Annotated in this window: 15 protein-coding genes; 1 reads left to right on the forward strand and 14 read right to left on the reverse strand. The window is 65.2% G+C overall.

Annotated elements, in window-relative coordinates:
• Positions 1–34 precede the first annotated feature (34 nt).
• Entirely contained in the window at positions 35–1,804 is a 1,770-nt protein-coding gene (locus QD228_RS05685; protein ID WP_279874743.1) for a sensor histidine kinase, read from the reverse strand.
• Between the two features lie 269 nt (positions 1,805–2,073).
• On the opposite strand from QD228_RS05685, the gene QD228_RS05690 reads away from it, so the two are divergent.
• Positions 2,074–3,384 (forward strand): 2-hydroxycarboxylate transporter family protein, encoded by a 1,311-nt coding sequence (locus QD228_RS05690; RefSeq protein WP_279874744.1) that lies wholly within the window; start codon positions 2,074–2,076, stop codon positions 3,382–3,384.
• Between the two features lie 168 nt (positions 3,385–3,552).
• On the opposite strand, the gene QD228_RS05695 is transcribed toward QD228_RS05690, so the two are convergent.
• From QD228_RS05695 to ccmA, 13 genes are all read right to left on the reverse strand, one after another.
• Positions 3,553–3,855, reverse strand: coding sequence for a YheU family protein (locus QD228_RS05695; RefSeq protein WP_240499610.1), 303 nt, complete (start codon positions 3,853–3,855; stop codon positions 3,553–3,555).
• Between the two features lie 74 nt (positions 3,856–3,929).
• The gene (gene ligA, locus QD228_RS05700; protein ID WP_279874841.1) at positions 3,930–6,050 is read right to left on the reverse strand and encodes an NAD-dependent DNA ligase LigA; all 2,121 of its coding nucleotides are present in this window, start codon (positions 6,048–6,050) and stop codon (positions 3,930–3,932) included.
• A 421-nt stretch (positions 6,051–6,471) separates the two neighbouring features.
• The gene (locus QD228_RS05705) at positions 6,472–7,707 is read right to left on the reverse strand and encodes a cell division protein ZipA C-terminal FtsZ-binding domain-containing protein (protein ID WP_279874746.1); all 1,236 of its coding nucleotides are present in this window, start codon (positions 7,705–7,707) and stop codon (positions 6,472–6,474) included.
• Positions 7,708–7,990: 283 nt separating this feature from the next.
• Positions 7,991–11,509: a chromosome segregation protein SMC gene (smc, locus tag QD228_RS05710; RefSeq protein ID WP_279874748.1), complete on the reverse strand. Its 3,519-nt coding sequence runs from the start codon at positions 11,507–11,509 to the stop codon at positions 7,991–7,993.
• Between the two features lie 250 nt (positions 11,510–11,759).
• A complete protein-coding gene (gene ccmI / locus QD228_RS05715) occupies positions 11,760–13,097 on the reverse strand; it encodes a c-type cytochrome biogenesis protein CcmI (RefSeq protein WP_279874750.1) in 1,338 nt (445 codons plus the stop codon).
• A complete protein-coding gene (locus QD228_RS05720; protein WP_279874751.1) occupies positions 13,094–13,627 on the reverse strand; it encodes a cytochrome c-type biogenesis protein CcmH in 534 nt (177 codons plus the stop codon). The genes ccmI and QD228_RS05720 overlap by 4 nt, the downstream gene beginning before the upstream one ends.
• Positions 13,624–14,193 (reverse strand): DsbE family thiol:disulfide interchange protein, encoded by a 570-nt coding sequence (locus tag QD228_RS05725; RefSeq protein ID WP_279874752.1) that lies wholly within the window; start codon positions 14,191–14,193, stop codon positions 13,624–13,626. Before QD228_RS05725 ends, QD228_RS05720 begins: the two co-directional genes overlap by 4 nt.
• Positions 14,190–16,190, reverse strand: a complete 2,001-nt coding sequence (locus tag QD228_RS05730; RefSeq protein WP_279874753.1) for a heme lyase CcmF/NrfE family subunit — start codon at positions 16,188–16,190, stop codon at positions 14,190–14,192. Before QD228_RS05730 ends, QD228_RS05725 begins: the two co-directional genes overlap by 4 nt.
• Positions 16,190–16,687, reverse strand: coding sequence for a cytochrome c maturation protein CcmE (ccmE, locus tag QD228_RS05735; RefSeq protein ID WP_176493676.1), 498 nt, complete (start codon positions 16,685–16,687; stop codon positions 16,190–16,192). Before ccmE ends, QD228_RS05730 begins: the two co-directional genes overlap by 1 nt.
• Positions 16,688–16,768: 81 nt before the next feature.
• Entirely contained in the window at positions 16,769–16,963 is a 195-nt protein-coding gene (gene ccmD, locus QD228_RS05740; protein WP_077378928.1) for a heme exporter protein CcmD, read from the reverse strand.
• Positions 16,963–17,760, reverse strand: a complete 798-nt coding sequence (locus QD228_RS05745; protein WP_136939156.1) for a heme ABC transporter permease — start codon at positions 17,758–17,760, stop codon at positions 16,963–16,965. Before QD228_RS05745 ends, ccmD begins: the two co-directional genes overlap by 1 nt.
• 150 nt (positions 17,761–17,910) lie before the next feature.
• Positions 17,911–18,633, reverse strand: coding sequence for a heme exporter protein CcmB (ccmB, locus tag QD228_RS05750; protein WP_077378925.1), 723 nt, complete (start codon positions 18,631–18,633; stop codon positions 17,911–17,913).
• Positions 18,630–19,343 carry a cytochrome c biogenesis heme-transporting ATPase CcmA gene (gene ccmA / locus QD228_RS05755; RefSeq protein ID WP_084209827.1) on the reverse strand — a complete coding sequence of 238 codons (714 nt, stop codon included), beginning with the start codon at positions 19,341–19,343 and terminating at the stop codon, positions 18,630–18,632. The genes ccmB and ccmA overlap by 4 nt, the downstream gene beginning before the upstream one ends.
• Positions 19,344–19,435: the final 92 nt, after the last annotated feature.

Genomic DNA, 19,435 nt, shown 5'->3' on the forward strand with positions numbered 1-19,435 from the left:
TTGGACGGCAGCCGTCCAACGACGTGAAATGCTCTCAGGGCGCCGCAGTGGGCGACCGCTGGCAGGGCAAGGTCAGCTCGACCAGGGTGCCGCCGCCCGGGGGCGAGTAGAAGTGCCAGTCTCCCGCGCGCGCGGTCACGATCTCCTGTACCAGCGACAGCCCCAGCCCGCGACCTTCACCACGACTGCTTACCCCCGCCGCGCGCGCCGTCTCCATGAGCTCCGCCGACATGCCGGGGCCGTTGTCTGCCACGCTGATCGACAACTGGGCCTCTGACGCCTCACCCACGGATTCCAGCATCAGGCTCAGAGTGACGGCCGGGGCGTGTGTGGCATCGTCCATTTCCTCCAGCGCTTCGAAGGCATTGTCGAGCAGATTGCCGATCACGCTGACCAGATCATGGCTCAAGCTGCGCTCCAGCACCGGCAGCACGGCCTGAGACAACTCGGCCAGAGACAACTCGGACTGAGACAGCGCTGCGCTGGGCATCTCCCGGTGCTCGGGCCGTGCATGATGCCATTCGACGTCCAGCTCGACATTGAGCGCGATGCCACGCTCGCGAGCCTCACTGTGCTTGCCGATCAGCAATCCTGCCAGCAGAGGGTCCGCGATGCGCTCGGCGGCCGCGGCATCCGCAGGCAGCTCCCGCTCCACCAGCAATGCCAGGTAATCTCGCAGGCCGTCGAGGTCCTGCATCTGCGTCAGCCCTGACAACACATGCAACCGATTGCGAAACTCATGGCGCGCGGCGCGCAGTGACTCTGCCTGTCGGCGAACGCCGGTCAGCTCCTCGGCAAGGCGCTGCATGCGGTCGTGCTCACGCAATACCAGCACGCCGCCCATGAGATGCTCGCCATCATGCACCCGCTGGCAACGTACCCACAATCGCCGCCCGTCATGGGTGACCTGACGCAGGCGAGCCGCGTCCTGCTCCGCCACCGGCGAGTGCGCAGCTAGACACTCGTGCATGCCGGTATCGGGCAACCACGCCTCAAGGCATTCTCCCGGTTCGGGGGCCGTCCCCAGCAGCTCGCGCGCCGCGGCATTCACCAGGGTGACATGCCCCTCGGGGTCGACCACGATGATGCCCTCTTCCAGGCTGGCCAGCACCGCCTGATGCTCTTCCACCAGACGCGCGATGGCCGCCGGCTCCAGCCCCTTGAGCTGTCTGCGCAGATAGCGTGCCAGCCCCAGCGCCCCCAGCGTGCCGAACAGCATCAGGATGCCCAGCCCGATCAGCAGCTGACGCTTCTCATCGGCCAGCCGCCGCCCCAGCGAATCCAGCGTGATGCCGATGGCAACGGCGCCGATGACGGAACGCGCTTCGCCATCGGATGCAGAGGCCATCACCGGGGCAAAGCTGCGCAGGCTTTCGCCGAGCGTACCGCGGGATTCGGAGAGATAGGCCGCGCCTCCGAGCGCACGTTGCTCGTCTCCCCCCTGAAACGGCTGGCCGATCCGCGCGGGCTCCGGGTGACTGAGTCGCACGCCGTCCGGACGCATCACCACGATGAAGTCGACGGCATTCTCGCGGCGCAGCCGCTCGATGCGTGCCGCCAGGCGGCTGTCCGCGACGGGAGGCGCTGCCTGCGAGGCGTTGGCTTCGCTCAAGGTGGCGCGCACCTCAGGCAGCCGCGCGATGCGTTGCGCGAGGGCGGCGATGCGCTGTCCCTGTATCTCATGCTGGGTCCGCTCCAGCTGCGCACTGAAGAGCCAGGCCGCGACCAGCAGACTGACGATCACCATGCCGGCAGCCAGCAGCGAGGTCAGCGCGCTCAGTCCGGGTTGAGAAGAATGCAACACGCCAGACAGTCCACGTGCCCCCTTGGTGGCATGGCCAATTCGCCCAGCACGTGAGCGAGCCGCGCCATGCGGTTTCATAAGTTTCAAAAGGCTTTCTTTAATTCGCAAAACTTGGCCCTCGAAAGCCACATCGTAAGCTCCCTGTGACGCGCATCCACTGCGCGGACATGATGTCCCACCTTGTCCCAACCGATCCCGCGATGCCACGCCAGCGCATCCGGACATGACAACAGGTCCTGCAACGACAGAGTGCAGGACAAGGAGCCTGCATGACACATTCCTCGCAGACCGCCACGGCCACGCCTGCCGACGAGTCGCCTTACCTGAAGACACGCATCTTCGGCATGTCCCTGCCGATCTTCGCCCTGTCGTTTCTGGTCCTGATCGCCGCCATCGCCACCGATACCCTGCCGGCCGGCATGATCGGCGCCCTGATGGTCATGATGGTCCTCGGTGAGCTGCTGGGCTTTCTGGGTGATCGCCTGCCGATCATCAACAGCTACCTGGGAGGCGGAGCGATTCTCGCCATCTTCGGTGCCGCAGCGCTGGTCTATAGCGGCTGGCTGCCACAGGATGTCACGGCCAGCGTCAGCGAGTTCATGAAGGCCGGCGGCTTTCTGAATTTCTACATCGCGGCACTGATCACCGGCAGCATTCTCGGCATGGACTCCCGCGTGCTGGTCAAGGTCGGGGCACGCTTCGCGCTGCCGCTGCTGTGCTCGGTGCTGTTCGCGGCACTCTTCGCGATGCTGGTCGGCTGGATCATGGGCTTCTCGCCCAAGGATGCCGTCATGGTCATCGCCCTGCCCATCATGGGCGGTGGCATGGGGGCAGGCGCCGTGCCGATGAGCCAGATCTACGAGCAACTGCTGGGACAGCCGGCCAGCTATTACATCTCGATCCTGGTACCGGCGCTGGCGCTGGGCAATGTATTCGCCATCATCATTGCCGGGCTGCTCAACGGGCTTGGCAAGCGCTTCCCGTCACTGACCGGCGGCGGCCAGATGATGCCGGGTGTCGATGTCCGTGAAGAGAAGAGCGCGCCTGATCTCTCCCAGCTGGGCATCGGCATGGTCATCGCCCTGAGCTTCTTCGTCGCCAGCCAGATTCTCGGCAAGGTCATCCCGCTGCACCCCTACGCGCTGATGATCATCGCGGTCGCCGCACTCAAGTGCGCCAACCTGGTGCCGGAAAGCATCAACCAGGCTGCCGCTCAATGGTTCCGTTTCGTCGCGGGCAACTGGACCTTCGCGCTGCTGTTCGGCATCGGCGTGGCCTATACCGACCTGGGCCAGGTGATCGACGCCATCACCATCACCTACGTGGTGATCGTCTTCGGTGTCGTCGCCGGCGCCGCCTTCGGTGCAGGGCTGGTGGGCAAGCTGGTCGGCTTCTATCCCATCGAGTCCGCCATCACCGCTGGCCTGTGCATGGCCAACATGGGCGGCACGGGTGACGTCGCGGTCCTCTCGGCGGCCAATCGCATGCAGCTGATGCCCTTCGCGCAGATTTCCTCGCGCCTGGGCGGGGCCTTGATCCTGCTGATCTCGAGTCTGGTCGTGCCGATGTGGTTCGCATGATCCGGCCTCGATTCGCATGATCCGCCCTCGATAGGAGCACCGACGCCAGGTGCCTCGACAGACGCTGCAGGAACGACGACGCCCCCGGCCTGTGCCGGGGGCGTCGTCGTTTCCAGGGTTAGGAGCAAGGTCAGGGCTTCGCCAACGGATCATGGCCGCTGGCCGGGCTCAGTCGCCCTCTTCCTCATCGTCTGCCAGCTGACGCCCGAAGGACTGCCATTGCTCCAGCGTCATCACCTCGGTGGATTCGGTGCCGATGTCATGGACGATCAACAGCTTGCCGCGTGACAGCTGGCCTTCCAGCTCCGCGACCCAGCCGGCCATGCCTTCGCCGACATCGGTGGTGTCGTAGCCCTGACGGGTGACGAAGGTCTCGAGCAGGGCGCGACGCGTGTCGGCGGGCAGCATGGTCTGCGGCACCTCGATGAAGCGATCCTTCGGGTCCATCTGATCAAGCGGCATCTGACTCATGGGTAGCTCCTGTTCATCCGTGGAACGTGACGCAGCCATTGGCGCCTGCGGTGCATCATTCAGCGTGTCCGTACTCATGCATCCTCTCCTGCACTGTCTTGCGCATCGGCTTTCTGCGCGTCCGAATCTGAGCCTGGATCTGAATCTGAGCCTGAAACTGAGTCGGTGCCGGCTTCCCACTCGGCCAGACGCGCCACGAAGGCCGCTTCATCCAGCACCGTGAGCCCCAGCTGCATGGCTTTCTCGAGCTTGCTGCCCGCCGCCTCCCCGGCGACGACACCAGCGGTCTTCTTCGAGACACTGCCCGCCACCTTGGCGCCCAGCGCCTGCAGGCGCGCCTTGCCTTCATCACGCGTCATGCTGTCGAGACTCCCCGTCAGCACCCAGGTCTGGCCTGCCAGCGGCTGGGGTCGCTCGCCGATCTCGACCTCTTCCCAGCGCAGACCGCAGGCGAGAAGCGCCTCCAGCGTCTCGTTGTTGGTCGCTTGCTGGAAGAAGGTATGGATATGCGCCGCGACGATGGGGCCGACATCTTCCACGGCTTCCAGCGCGGCTTGATCCGCTGCACGCAGCGCTTCAAGCGTGCCGAAGTGCGTGGCCAGATTCGCCGCGGTGGCTTCGCCGACTTCCCGGATACCGAGGGCATAGATGAAGCGCGCCAGGGTGGTGTGGCGGCTCTTGTCCAGCGAGGCGACCAGATTGGCGGCGGACTTCTCGCCCATGCGCGGCAGCTCGGCCAGTGTGGCAGCGTCGAGATGGAACAGATCCGCCGGTGTCTTGACCAGCTCACGCTCGATCAGCTGCTCGATCAGCTTCTCGCCGAGGCCATCGACATCCAGCGCCTTGCGGCTGGAGAAGTGCTTGAGGGCTTCCTTGCGCTGGGCGGCGCAGATCAGTCCGCCCGCGCAGCGTGCCACCACCTCGCCTTCGAGACGTTCGATCTCGGAGCCGCACACCGGGCAGCCGTCCGGCAGCACGATGGCTTCACGGCTGGCACCTTCGCTGGCGACCCGCACCACCTGCGGGATGACATCGCCGGCCCGCCGGATGATCACGCTGTCACCGATCTGCACGCCGAGACGTTCCACCTCATCCATGTTGTGCAGCGTGGCATTGGAGACCACCACCCCGGCGACCTGCACCGGTGCCAGCCGGGCGACCGGTGTCAGCGCGCCAGTCCGTCCGACCTGGAAATCGACGCCTTCCAGAGTGGTTTCCTGCTCCTGCGCGGGATACTTGAAGGCGATGGCCCAACGCGGCGCGCGCGCCACGAAGCCCAGCTCGCGCTGCAGACGCAACGCATCCAGCTTGATGACCGCGCCATCGATGTCGTGATCAAGCCCTTCGCGCTGCTCGCCGAGACGGCGGGTGTACTCGATGATGCCTTGGGCACCTCGCACCACCTCAAGCTGCGGGCTGGTGCGAAAGCCATAGTCATTGAGCAGCGCCATCAGGCTGGAATGATTCTGACCGACCTCCGTGGCCAGCAGCGCCTCATCGAGGCGCGCGACCTGATAGGCACAGAACTCCAGCGGGCGCGAGGCAGCGATACTGGAATCCAGCTGACGCAGACTGCCGGCGGCGGCATTGCGCGGATTGGCGAACACCTTGCCATCCTCGTCGCGGCCGCGCGCATTCAGCGCCTCGAAGCCGGCGTGACTCATGTAGACCTCGCCGCGCACTTCAAGCAGCGCCGGCAGATCATCCCCCCGCAGCCTGAGCGGGATCGAGCGGATGGTGCGCAGATTGGTGGTGATGCCTTCCCCGGTACGTCCATCGCCGCGCGTCACGCCCTGTACCAGCACGCCATTCTCGTAGATGAGCGACACGGCCAGGCCATCGAGCTTGGGTTCACAGCAGAAGCTCAATGCCTCGCCTGCGTCTTCCGCATCGCCCAACTCCAGGGTTTTCGCCGCACGCTGCACGAAGGCACGCAGCTCATCGTCATCGAAGGCATTGTTGAGCGACAGCATCGGTACCGCATGCTGCACTTCCTCGAAACCGCTGGCCGGTGCGGCCCCGACACGCTGGGTGGGGGACTCCGACGTGATCAGCTGGGGGTAGTCGGCTTCCAGTGCCTCGAGACGGCGCAGGCGCGTGTCGTAGTCGGCATCGGTCAGCGTCGGGTCATCCAGCACGTAATAGCGGTGGCTGGCCTCGAGCAGCTCGCGATGCAGCTGCGCGACCTCCTCCATGACCTTGGCAGGCACACCTTCCACCGCGGCCGGAGCAGCGGACTGAGGAACGCTCGAGGCGCTGGAATCATCGGCAGGGGCCGAAAACAGATCATCCTGGGCTGACATGACACTCACTCGAAACGGTGGCCTCATCAGCAGTGCCCAAAGGGCTACGCTGATCGACCGGAAAGCGGGTGGCGACAGGTCCTCCGGCCTGAATCGCAGGGCCGGGGGATCGCCATGACGCCGTCATTGTACTCAAAGCGCTCGATGGACCCCACTCCCGGCTGAGAGGAAAGGCCGCAGATGACACATGGCATCAGGCGCTTCAGAACGAGGACGGAGAATCGCATGAAACACAAACGCCAACGGCGACCCGAAGGTCGCCGTTGGCGTTTGTGGCATGACGGACCCACTCAGAGAATGGCTCGCGAGTCGATCAGTTGGCCTGGTAGCGATGCAGACGATTGCGACGCTCGAACTCGTGCACCTGCTGGCGCTTGAACTCGATGGTCTGGGCCGTCATCACGCTGTGGTTCTCGTCCTTGAGCTCACCGCCCAGGCGACGCACCAGCAGCATGGCGATCTCGACCATGGTCTCGAAGGCGGCAGAAGTGTCGTCCGCGCCCGGCAGCGGCATCAGGAAGGTGACACCATCCAGCTGACTGTCCACCATCTCGGCCGGCGTGAAGATCCCCGGCTTGACCACGTTGGCCATCGCGAACTGCAAGGGACTGTCGTCATCATCTTCCTCATGGCGCAGGAACAGCCCCATCTCGGAATGGCGCAGACCACAGGCCAGCGAGATGCCCAGCACGTCTTCACCGCTGAAGCCTTCCTCGCCACGCGCCATCACCGAGATGATGATGACTTCACTGGCATCGGCCAGGGTGTCACGGGCGAGCTGGTCATCGACCTGATTGCGCTCGGCACGCAGCACCAGCGGATGGCGATCATCCTCGGAGACTGTCGTGTCGGCAGCAGGCACGGCGGCCGCTTCCAGCGAAGGCTCCTTGCGCTCGGAAGCCGCGTGCTCGTCATCGGCCTGCTGGCCAGCGGAGAACGCTTCGGCCTTCACATCCTGACCTTCCTCGATCTCGGCCATTGGCTCGAGATCATTGGCCTGGGTGGAGGAGACGCTGATGCTGTCGTCCTCGGCGGTGATCACCGGCTTTTCATGGAAGTCCTCTTCGCGCGCCGTCTCTGACTGCTCGCTGGAGGCGGTGCCGAGCACAGGCTCGCGATGCGCCTCGTCATGCTCGTCGTCGCGCCGCGCGCCCAGACTGGCGGTCACGTCGCGCATCGACTGGCTGGCACGCGCACCGAAGGCCGCCGCACGCTCGCCGAAGCCCTTGCGCTCCGGCGCTTCACGGCGCTCCATGGGCTGTGCCGGACGACTCGGTTGCGTCACCCGTGAGGCCTTGATGCCATGGGCATTGTCGAGCACGGCATCCTGCTCCGCCTCGGCCTGCGCTTCGGCATCGCCAACCACCCGGTAGCCGCCATTCGGCAGCTCCCAGTTGTCACGTTCTTCCTCTTCTTCCACCGCGGAAACACCCGCCTCTTCGGTGGAATCTTCCGTACCCGCTCGATCCAGTCGGGGTACTCGACGTTGACGTTGGAGCCTGCGCACACCGTCAACGACGATGATTGCGACCAGCACCAACCCCAACAAGATGAGCCACTCTCTCAATTCCATGGGTCATTAGCCTGTTTGCTTGGGCACCATGCACGTGAACAGCATAGCGCGATTGCAGAAAAAGGGGACATTTTTCGAATGTCAATCCTGTGGTGGTGACCTGCGCAATCGCCCTTCAATTATCCCTGACTGACACTATGACGCAAACTCGTAGTGCTTTCGATCTCTATGTGCAACACGATTTTGCCAACTTGGCCGCAAAGACGGCCGCTGGCTACCGCGCACAAGGATGACCTTGGCCTCCTGCACGGCTTTTCACTCACGCTTCAGCCAGTACCGCCGCTTCTTCGATCCCTACAGAGACAAGACGCGAGACGCCCGGTTCCTGCATGGTGACGCCCATCAACCGATCCGCCGCCTCCATGGCGATCTTGTTATGGGTGATATAGATGAACTGTACGCTTTCCGACATCTCTTTCACCAGCCTTGCATAACGCCCGACGTTGGCATCATCCAGCGGCGCATCCACCTCATCGAGCATGCAGAACGGGGCCGGATTGAGCTGGAAGATGGCGAAGACCAGCGCCAGCGCCGTCAGAGCCTTCTCCCCGCCTGACAGAAGATGAATGGTCGAGTTTTTCTTGCCCGGCGGGCGTGCCATGATCGCCACGCCCGTCTCGAGCAAATCATCGCCTGTCAGTGTCAACCACGCGGTTCCGCCACCGAAGATCTTCGGGAAAAGCGTCTGGATTCCGGCGTTGACCTTGTCGAAGGTGTCCTTGAAACGCACCCGCGTTTCCTGATCTATCTTGCGTATCGCACGCTCAAGGGTCTCCAGCGCCTCGGCCAGCTCCGCATGCTGGGCTTCCAGGTAGTTGCGACGCTCGGCCTGCTGGTCGTACTCCTCGATGGCGGCCAGGTTGATGGCCCCCAGCCGCTTGATGCGCTCACCGACCTGCTCCAGATTGTGGCTCCAGGCCGATTCGGTGGCGTTCGGGTCCAGCTCGTCCTCCAGCAGCGTGATCGCCGCCTCGTCATAGCCCAGCTCCAGCAGCTGCTCATCCTGCGCATCCGCTTTCAAGGTCAGGGCCTGCACCTGCATGCGCCCTTCCTCGAGGCGCTGACGAATGCCCTCGAGATTGCGTTCATGGGTCTGGCGCGACTGTTCCGCCTGGCGCATCTGTTCGACCAATTCATGAGTCTTGTCACGACAGGCATTCAGCTTGGTTTCCTGATAGAGGCGTGTCTCGAGCAACATCTCGAGCTGTTCGCGCTCTTCTTCCTGCGGCAGCGAGGCTTCTTCACGGCTGGCCTCGAGCAGCTCGATGCGCTCGGCGAGCTTCTCGCGCTGCTCGACGGCTCGCATGCGCTGGCCCTGCATGCCATCGCGCTCTGTCACCAGGCGCTGACGCTCCATGTCGAGACGGCTGACCTGCTCCCGCGCGGGCGCCAACTGGGCACGCAGCCCGGCCAGCGCCTCCTGATGCTCGCGCCGTGAGCGCTCCAGCGACTCACGCGACTGGGCATTGTTCTCCACTGACTCCAGCGCCTGCTGCCAGCGCTCACGCGCTTCCTCAAGCGTCAGGGCATGATTCTCGCGGGTCTCCGCCAGCTGCTCGAGCTCTTCCTCAAGCTCACGGGCACGGCCATCGACGTGCTCGAGTCGGCTGGCGAGCCCCGCCTCCTTGAGGCTCAGCTCACGCTGACGCTCGCCAAGCTCCCGCTCTTCGACCCGCAGATGCTCGAGCTGTTGCTCGGCGCCGGCAATCTGTTCGTCAGCGGCAGCCAGCCGCGCCTCGATATCGTCGAGTCGCGACTCCAGCGCTTCCAGTTCCAGCACGACCTGCTCGAGACGCGCGCGCTGGCCGATCACGCTGTCGGCGCGCTCGCCCGCTATCTGACGCCGACTCCAGCCACGCCCCAACCACAGGCCGTCCGGTGTCAGCACGCTTTCATGGGCGGCCAGCGAATCGCGCCGGCCCCAGGCGGCGGCCTGTGACTCGACGCAGTGAATGCTGGATAGCCAGTCCGTCAGCGCCGGGGCACCGCTGATCCGCGCCGCCAGCGTGCCTTCAGGAGCCGTGGCATTCGTCTCCCCGGCAGCATCGACCAGCAACAGCTCGCCTCCGGGCAACTCACTCATCAGGGCAGCCGTCGCATCCGACTCTGCACGGGACATGCGTGCCTTGAGGAAGGGCCCCAGCACCCAGGCACTGACGGACTCCCAGCCCTCGGCGACCTCGAGCCCCTCGGCCAGCGCCGGGGCCTGCGCGAGACCATGTCGGTCCAGATGCGTCGCCAGGCTGTCATCGTCATCACGCAGCGCGGCATCGATCAGCGCCTGAAGCGAGGCCTGCTCGCCCTGCAGCACGTTGCGACGCTGGCGCAGTTGGTCACGCTCACCGTCCAGCGCCAGACGATCCGTCTGTGCCTGCTCACGGGATTCACTGGCCTGCTCGCGGCGCGACTCCAGCGATTCGCTGCCGAGCGTCAGCTCGTCGAGCTGCTCGCGCAGTTCCTCACGGCTTTCGCGCAGTTCGGCGACATCCGGCAACTCCGCCAGCTGCTGACGACGGCGCTCGCGCTGAGTCTCGGCGTCACGAATGGCATTCTCGATGCGCTGGATCTCGCTCTGGGCACGCTCGGCCCCGCGCTGGGATTCGTTGTCGGCCTGACTGAAGCGCTCCCACTCGCTCTGACTGTCCTGGCGGCGCTCCTCAGCCTCCTCCAATGAAAGCTCAAGGCCTTCCAGCGTCTCACGCGCCAGCTCCAGTTCCGGCGCGATATCTTCCAGACGTGCCTCGATCATCTCGAGACGCTCGCCGTCCTCGCCCTCGACGCGCTGGATGTCGCTCAGCTCACGCCGCGCGATCTCGAGATCCGCCGCCAGCTGCTGCTCACGGGTTCGGGCGTGCTCGAGACTCTGCTCGAGACGGGCGATCTGGGCACCGGTCTCATAGAAGGCGGCCTGATGCGTTTCCAGCTCACCGGCCAGCTCGTCGTGCTGATAGCGCTGCTCTTCCAGCTGGCTCTCGCACTGACGCTGACCGAGAATCTCGCGCTCGACGCCGGTTTCCAGCTCCGCGACACGTGACTGCTGCTCACGCTGCTGCGCGCGCAGGCCACGCCGACGCAGCACGGCCAGCTCGCCCTTGAGGCGGTATTCGTCCTGCTTGAGGGTCTGGTAGCGCTTGGCGGCTTCGGCCTGACGCTTGAGGCGCTCGAGCTGCTTGTCGAGTTCCTCGCGCAGATCATCCAGGCGCTCCATGTTCTCCTGGGTGCGCTTCATGCGGTTCTCGGTCTCGCGGCGGCGCTCCTTGTACTTGGAGATGCCGGCGGCTTCCTCGAGGGTGCTGCGCAGATCATCCGGGCGCGCCTCGATCAGCTGCGAGATCATGCCCTGACCGATGATGGAGTAGGAACGCGGGCCGAGCCCGGTGCCGAGGAAGACATCGGAGATGTCACGTCGGCGACATTTCTGGCCATTGAGGAAGTAGCCGGACTGGCCGTCACGCGTCACCAGACGCTTGACGGCGATCTCGGCGTACTCGGACCAGGCGCCACCGAGGCTGCCGTCGGCATTGTCGAAGGTCAGCTCGATGGAGGCCTGCCCCACCGGCTTGCGACCGGTGGAGCCATTGAAGATGACGTCCGTCATCGACTCGCCGCGCAGGTTCTTGGCGCTGGACTCGCCCATGACCCAGCGCACAGCATCGATGACGTTGGATTTCCCGCAGCCGTTGGGGCCGAGAATCGCCGTCATGTTGCTGTCGAAGGGCACGGTGACCGGATCGACGAAGGATTTGAAGCCGACCAGCTTGATCGATTTGAGCCGCATTGCGCCTGGCGCGTCCTTGAGTCTGGAGGAAGAAGAGCTGAAGCAGGAAAACCTGAACCGCCGCGGTCTCTCAGGTCTCCCGGTGGAGAGCCCGCGCCGCCGCAGGGTAAACATGTCCTAACGACGAAGCAGCCGCTCATCGAGGGCATTTCGAAAAACCAGCGCGCAGTCTACCCAAAAGCGGCGATGGCCCCAACCGGCGCAATGATGATCCACGTGATCAGATCGTCGAGTCGGGGCACATCGCGACTCACCGTGCGACGCGGTGATCGATACGCAGCATCAGTGGCGCGTCCGCAGCCTCGTGACTGACATCAGCATCGGCCTCGGTGCTGCGAGTAACGATGACATTCTCGAGCTTGCCTTCAAGGTCCCCCGACTGCGCCGCCGGCTGACCGGAAGCGGAGATGCGCGCGACGAGAGTGACGCGCTCCGCCATCGAGAGCCGCGCCATCGGGGCCATGGCATCATCATCCGAGAGCGTGACCGTCAACGGCAGCGTGTCTGCGGTGGTACGCACCACCGCCAGCGGCGGCAACTTGCCTTCGGCATCACGCGCCACGATGAACAGGGTCGCCTCGTCAGCACTCACCGGCATCGCCGCCAGCTGCGCCTCGAGTGCGGGGTCCAGCGACACCTTGAGGGTCAGACGTGCAGTGCCTGCCTGACTGTCCTGAGCAGCAGCCGTTGCCGGGCTGTCCAGCGCCACCGAGGCATCGACTTCACCGGCACTCGCCATGCGCTGACGCGCGGCCGCGATGCCTTCACGCAGGGCCTTGGCGGCATCGGGGTTCTCGAAACCGGCAATCGCCTTGCGCCAGTAGTCGATGGCCTCGGGATAGCGGGCTTGCTCGAACGCCTCGATACCCAACAGGCCGAGCACGGTGGGCTGACGCGGGTCGGCTGCCAGCACCTCGTCGACCAGCCCCTGCACCTCATCGGTCAGCGTGCGCTGCGCGGCGAAGAACTTGAGCTGCGCCAGCTGCGCGACCAGCGCGGGCACCCGACCTTCGAGCGCGATCAACGCCTCGAGAGACTGCATCGCCTCATCGAGGCGTCCGGCATCACGATAGAGCGGAAACAGTGCCATCCACACCTTGGCGTTGTCCGGCTGTGCCTCGGCCTCGGCACGCAGACGCGCGATGCGCGCATTGGAGCTGGCGGCATCATGGATCGGCGTGGCGGCAATCGCCTGCGCCAGCGCCAGATCGCCGCTCGCCCCCTCGCGCTGATACCAGTAGAGCGAGCCCGCCACCATCGCTACCAGCAACACGGGCACCAGCACACGACCACTGCCGGCCGCCTTGAGCGGGGAGCGCCTCAAAGCCTCGGCGTCTTCCAGCAGGCTGCGTTCCAGCTCGACACGCCCTTCCGCCAGCGCCGTGTCATCCAGCTCGCCGCGCGCATGGCCGCGCTCCAGCGAGGCCAGTCGACGTCGATAGACACGCACATTCTCGGCACCGAGGCTGTCGTTGTCCTCGAAGGCCTGCTGGGCGGCATGCACACGGCGCGCGCGGCGCAGTGGCAGCAACAGCAGCCAACCGGCGGGAAGCAGCAGCACGGCGATCGCCAGCCATAACAGAATCATGAGCGCTCCTTGGCGTCTTGCGGTGCATTGCCGGCATCGCGATGCCTGTCGAGCAGCGCTGAAAGGCGTGCCTGCTCATCATCGTCCAGCGCACGCACCCGTGCCCGTCGCCGGGCCCGCACGATCAAGGCCACGATGAGCAGTCCGAGCGCGATCAGGGCCGCCGGGCCGCCCCACAACAGCCAGGTACGCCCATCAAGGCGCGGATTGTAGAGCACGTACTCGCCGAAACGCGCGACCATGAAATTCTGGATCTCGCTGTCACTGCGACCATCATTGAGCAGATCCGCCACGTTCTGGCGCATGTCACCGGCGATGGGGGAATCCGAGTCACCGATCGCCTGGTTCTGACACTTGGGGCAGCGCAGTGCGGCGGTCAGGCTGTCGTAGCGCTTCTGCAGCACCGGGTTGTCGAACTGATGCATCTCGATGGCGGCCTGCGCCTTGCCGGCAGACAGCCACGAGAGAAACATCAGCACCACCAGCGCCTGCACCAGCGGGATGGCGACACTCTTGAGCACGGACTTCATGAGCTGGCCTCCTCGCCGGCGGCACCAGTCGCAGGTTCCGCGATCCGCTCCAGTGTCGGCAGGATGACATCACGGACATCCTCGGGGCGGATGTAGCCGGTGTGGTGATAGCGGATCACGCCCTCGGCATCGACCAGGAAGGTTTCCGGTGCTCCATAGACGCCGAGATCAAACCCCAGGGTGCCGTCCGGGTCGAAGAGATTGACGCTGAACGGGTCACCGAATTCCTCCAGGAACTGCCGGCCCTTGGCACGCGTGTCCTTGTAGTCGACCCCGACCATGTGCACACCGCGATTCGCGAGATCCAGCAGCTGCGGCATCTCGTGCTTGCAGGTCGGGCACCACTCGCCCCAGACGTTGACGAGGCTGACCTGCCCCTTGAGCAGCGAGGCATCGAAGCGCGCCTGCGGATCACTCAAGGTGCTGAGCGAGAATTCGGGGAAGGGCCGCGACAGCAGCGCGGAGTCCCGTGCATAGGGGTCATCATCGAGGCGCTGATAGAGAAAAGCGCCCAGCCCCACCACGACCACCAACGGCAAGAACAGCACCAGACGACGAAGATTCATGGGTGAGCCTCCTGCGCGGTGAGTGAGGGATTGTCGGTCACCGTACTGGCCTCGACACGCCGACGATAACGGCGATCCAGCACGGCGATCACGCCGCCCGCGCCCATCAGCAAGGCGCCCAGCCACAGCCAGCGCACGAAGGGTTTGACCTGGATGCGTACTGCCCAGCTATCGTCATCGAGCTTCTCGCCCATGGCGACGTAGAGGTCACGCGTGAAGCCGGCATCCAGCGCGGTTTCGGTCATCGGCATGCCGCTGGCCAGGAACAGGCGCTTCTCGGGATGCAGCGTCGTCACCGCCTCGCCATCACGACTGACCTCCACCGTGGCGCGGTCGGACAGGTAGTTGGGGCCGCGATACTCGCCAAGCTCGGTCATGCGGAATTGATAGCCGCCCACGCTGACTTCCTTGCCCTGCACCATGCGCACGTTCTCGGCGACCTCGGTATTGGAGACCAGCGTCACGCCGACGATGGTCACGGCCAGGCCCAGATGCGCCAGCTGCATGCCCCAGTAGCTGGGCGTGAGGCGCTTGAGACCTGCCAGACGCCCTGCCCTGGAGGCACTCTTGTCCCACAGGTCGCGCAGCAGCGGCAGCACCACCCACAGCGCGATGACCAGCCCGAGCGCCACCGAGAGACTCCACTCGATATCCAGCAACAGCGGCAGCAGCCCGCCGATGATGAGTGCCGCGCCGCCGGAAAGTGCCAGACGGCGTGCGAGCTCGCGCCCCGGCATCTGCTTCCAGCGCGAGGCCGGCCCGAGCCCCATGAAGGCACACAGCAGCGTGGTCAGCGGCACGAACAGCGCATTGAAGTACGGCGGGCCCACCGAGATCTTGCCCAGCCCCAGCGAATCCAGCACCAGCGGATAGAGAGTGCCCAGCAGCACGGTGACCATCATCACCAGCAGCACGAGGTTGTTGACCAGCAGAAAGGCATCCCGCGACAGCCAGTGGAAGCCGAGCGTCGAGCGCACGCGCGGTGCGCGCAGCGCGAACAGCAACAGCGAGCCACCGACGGTGATACCGAGCAGCACGAGGATGAACAGGCCGCGGTCCGGGTCACTGGCGAAGGCGTGCACCGAGGTCAGCACGCCGGAGCGCACCAGGAAGGTCCCCAGCAGTGACAGCGAGAAGGCGAAGATCGACAGCAGCACCGTCCAGCTCTTGAAGGCACCGCGCTTCTCGGTGACCGCCAGTGAGTGGATCAGTGCGGTCCCCGCCAGCCACGGCATCAGGGAGGCGTTCTCCACCGGGTCCCAGAACCACCAGCCGCCCCAGCCAAGCTCGTAGTAGGCCCACCAGCTGCCCAGCGCGATGCCGACGGTCAGGAACGCCCAGGCGATGTTGGTCCAGGGGCGCGCCCAGCGTGCCCATGCCGCATCGAGGCGCCCGCCCAGCAGGGCCGCCATCGCGAACGAGAATGCCACCGAGAAACCGACATAGCCCATGTAGAGCATCGGCGGATGGATGATCAGCCCGATGTCCTGCAACAGCGGATTGAGATCCGCGCCATCTGCCGGCATGTCCGGCAGCAGACGTGCGAAGGGATTGGAGGTCAGCAGCACGAAGGCCATGAAACCGGTGGAGATCAATCCCATGATGCCCAGTACCCGCGCCAGCATGTCGCGCGGCAGATCGCGCGCACCCAGCGAGACGGCAAAGCCCCAGCCCGCCAGTATCAGGCTCCACAGCAGCACCGAACCCTCGTGACTGCCCCACACGGCACTGAACTTGAAGTACCACGGCAGCTGGCTGTTGGAGTTGTTGGCGATGTAGGCGACGCTGAAGTCATCCAGCAGGAAGCTCGCGGTCAGGCAGGCATAGGCGATCAGCACGAACAGGAACTGCCCCCAGGCCATCGGCTGGGCGAAACTCATCCACAGCGGGCGACGCGTGGCGGCTCCCGCCAGCGGCACCACCGCCTGCACACAGGCCAGACAGGCCCCCAGAATCAGCGCGAAATGGCCGATTTCCGGCAACAGTTGCGTCACCATCACTGCGCCTCCTGAGGTGTTTTCTCTGTCATCCCGGTGTCTATCCTGTCATCCGTCCTGTTGCCAGAGACATCACGTCCGGACGCCTTGAGAGCATCAGACACCTCCGGCGGCATGTACTTCTCGTCATGCTTGGCGAGCACTTCGCTGGCCTCGAGATGCTCACCATCGAAGGTGCCCATCACCACCACGCCCTGCCCTTCACGGAACAGGTCCGGCAGGATGCCCTGATAATGCACCGTCACGTCATGATCGAAATCGGTGACGGTGAAGATGGCATCCAGCGTCTCGTTGTCACGCCTGACACTGCCATCGCGCACCATGCCGCCTGCGCGAATCTGACGCCCCTGGGGCGCCTCGCCACTGGCGATCTGGGTCGGGGTGTAGAAGGCATTGATGTTGGCGCGCAGGGCATAGAGCGTGAGGCCCACCGCGAGGGCGGCCAGCAGCACGATGGCCGTGACGAGATACAGGCGCTGCTTGCGTTTGGGGGTCATGGTCAGGGCTCGATCAGGGCAAGGGACGATCATGCCTCTCGCGACCAGCGGGACGACTGGCACGGGAGGTCGAGAATGGATTCAGGAACGGGCGGATTCCCGACGCAGGCGGCGGCGGATATCGGCCTCCACCGCGCGACGGGACAGCCGCGTGGCGATCACCAGCCCCGCGAGGCATGCCGCCGTCAGCCCCCAGGCGGACCACACATAGAGGGCGTGCCCTCCCATGGCGAAGAACTCGCTGACACTCGAGAAGGCGACATCGGGCAAGCTCATCAGTGATCACCCTCTGTGGAAACGGGGCCTGCAGGCGAATTCTGGCCGGGTCGTGAGTCCGAGTGCGGGCTCAGCAGGTCACGCACCCATTGCTTGCGACTCTCACGCCTCAGCACCTCGACCCGCGTGCGCATCAGTACCAGCGCACCGAACAGGGCGTAGAAGCCGATGACCATCAGCAGCAGCGGAATCCACATGCTGGCCGGCATCGGCGGTGCTTCACTCAGCGTGAAGGTGGCAGGTTGATGCAGTGTGCTCCACCAATCCACCGAATACTTGATGATCGGGATATTGACCATGCCGACCAGCGCCAGAATCGAGGCGGCACGCGAGCCGCTGTCACGACTGGCGAAGGAACCGCGCAGCACGATCACGCCCAGATACAGGAACAGCTGGATCAGCATCGACGTCAGCCGGGCATCCCAGATCCACCAGGTGCCCCAGGTGGGAATGCCCCATACCGAGCCGGAAAACAGTGCCAGCGCCGTCATCAAGGCGCCGACGGGGGCGGCGGCCGTGGCGACCATGTCCGCCAGCTTGATCTTCCAGACAAGGTAGATGAGTGCGCATACCGCCAGCAGCATGAAGCAGGACTGGGCGAGAATCGCCGCCGGCACATGCACGTAGATGATGCGGAAGCTGTTGCCCTGCTGGTAATCCGCCGGCGCGAAGGCCAGCCCCCAGGCACTGCCGGCCACCAGCGCGAGGATCGCCACGGCCCACAGCCACGGCAGCCAGCGCTGGCTGGCCGCGAAGAAGGTCGCCGGTGTGCCCAAGCGATGCAGCCATGGCCACAGCCCGCCCTTGCGCGGGCGAACCTTGCGAGCAGGCGCTTGATGAGAGTCGGAATCGGCGTTCACACGAGCCTCTTGTCAGGGGCGAAAGGATATCTGGCGAAGTGCTGGCGGCACTCAGGCCACCCTCTGCCAGCCGGCAGGGAGCAGGGACTAGCCATTGATGCTCAACCTCAGGCCGGCGGCGATGGCAAGCGGCGCCAGCAACAGTGCCAGCGCCAGCATCGCACCCAGCATGGCCAGGTGGGCGGCGCTGGGCATGCCGGTGACGGCGCTCTGCACCGCGCCGGCGCCGAAGATCAGCACGGGAATGTACAGCGGCAGGATGATCAGCGAGAGCAGCACGCCGCCGCGCCGCAGCCCGACCGTCAGCGCCGCGCCGATCGCGCCGATCAGCGACAGGCTCAGACTGCCCAGCGCCAGCGAGGCGATCAGCACCCCGAAGGCGCCGCTCGGCAGCCCCAGCATCACGCCCAGCAGCGGTGCCATCAGCGCCAACGGCAGACCGGTCAACAGCCAGTGCCCCGCCACCTTGGCCAGCACCAGCAATGGCAACGGCTGGGGTGTCAGCAGCAGTTGCTCAAGGCTACCGTCGTCGAGGTCCTGCCGGAACAGCCCCTCAAGTGACAGCAACGTGGCCAGCAAGGCCGCCACCCACAACAGCCCCGGCGCCAGTGTCGCCAGCAACGCCTTGTCCGGCGAGATCCCCAGCGGAAACAGCGTGATCACCAGGGCGAAGAATACCAGCGGGTTGATCAGCTCACTGCGCCGGCGCAACGCCTGACGCAGGTCGCGTCGAAGTGTCGCCTTGAGTGCCCCTCCCAACGAGCAGGCAACGGGAGACTCGGACAATGGTGTCAGAGGATCATGTCTCATGCCCAGGCGCCCTCCCTCGACTCCGCGCCAGCGCGTTGCCCAAGGCCTATTCGGCGCAATCGCGAGACATCCGAGAAGCGATGGTGGGTCGTCATCACCACGCTGCCACCCCGCTCGGCATGCGCCAGCAGCAGCGCCTCCAGCGCCTGGACGCCATCGCTGTCGATGGCGGTGAAGGGCTCGTCGAGCACCCACAGTCGACGCGGTGTCAGATGCAATCGCGCCAGGGCGATGCGCCGCTGCTGACCAGCCGACAGCTGCTGGGCCGGCACATCCTCGAAGCCGGCAAGCCCCACGGCGTCCAGCGCTGCCCAGGCGAGCGAGCGTCGCTCCGCGGCGTTTCGAGAAGATGCAGCGTCACCGAGCGCCTGATACCAGGCAAGATTCTCCAATGCCGTCAGCGTGCCCTTGATGCCGGGCTGGTGACCCAGATAGAGCAGAGATCCCAGAAAATCGTCGCGCACCCGCGAGGCAGGCTGCCCCTGCCAGAGCACTTCGCCTTCGTGATCATGGAACTGCCCGGACAGAATCTTGAGCAGGGTGGTCTTGCCACTGCCATTGGGGCCTTCGATCTGCAGGATCTCGCCCGCCGCGAGGCTGAAGTCGAGCGTCTGGAACAGCCAGCGCTCATCGCGCTCACACCCAAGCGCCCGCACCGCCAGCAAGGGCGGCACGCAACGGGCTTCATCGCTGACTGGCTGGATCGACATCCCGACATCTCGCGGCTGGTCAGTCGCGGAGCGCGACATCAGAGGCTGGTCCCGAGGGATCCAATCGCGTCATTCTACGAGCTGAAGCCGGC

This window comes from Cobetia sp. 3AK (assembly GCF_029846335.1).
GTDB lineage: Bacteria > Pseudomonadota > Gammaproteobacteria > Pseudomonadales > Halomonadaceae > Cobetia > Cobetia marina.

Coding starts and splice junctions, on each gene's coding strand:
- QD228_RS05720 (WP_279874751.1), bottom strand. CDS start 13,627: ATGAAGTCCGTGCTCAAGAGTGTCGCCATCCCGCTGGTGCAGGCGCTG.
- ccmD (WP_077378928.1), bottom strand. CDS start 16,963: ATGAGCTTGCCCGATGTCGCCTTCTCGAGTGTCAGCGAGTTCTTCGCC.
- QD228_RS05725 (WP_279874752.1), bottom strand. CDS start 14,193: ATGAATCTTCGTCGTCTGGTGCTGTTCTTGCCGTTGGTGGTCGTGGTG.
- ccmI (WP_279874750.1), bottom strand. CDS start 13,097: ATGATTCTGTTATGGCTGGCGATCGCCGTGCTGCTGCTTCCCGCCGGT.
- QD228_RS05695 (WP_240499610.1), bottom strand. CDS start 3,855: ATGAGTCAGATGCCGCTTGATCAGATGGACCCGAAGGATCGCTTCATC.
- ccmA (WP_084209827.1), bottom strand. CDS start 19,343: ATGTCGATCCAGCCAGTCAGCGATGAAGCCCGTTGCGTGCCGCCCTTG.
- QD228_RS05690 (WP_279874744.1), top strand. CDS start 2,074: ATGACACATTCCTCGCAGACCGCCACGGCCACGCCTGCCGACGAGTCG.
- QD228_RS05730 (WP_279874753.1), bottom strand. CDS start 16,190: ATGGTGACGCAACTGTTGCCGGAAATCGGCCATTTCGCGCTGATTCTG.
- ccmE (WP_176493676.1), bottom strand. CDS start 16,687: ATGACCCCCAAACGCAAGCAGCGCCTGTATCTCGTCACGGCCATCGTG.
- smc (WP_279874748.1), bottom strand. CDS start 11,509: ATGCGGCTCAAATCGATCAAGCTGGTCGGCTTCAAATCCTTCGTCGAT.
- ccmB (WP_077378925.1), bottom strand. CDS start 18,633: ATGAGACATGATCCTCTGACACCATTGTCCGAGTCTCCCGTTGCCTGC.
- ligA (WP_279874841.1), bottom strand. CDS start 6,050: ATGGAGGAGGTCGCGCAGCTGCATCGCGAGCTGCTCGAGGCCAGCCAC.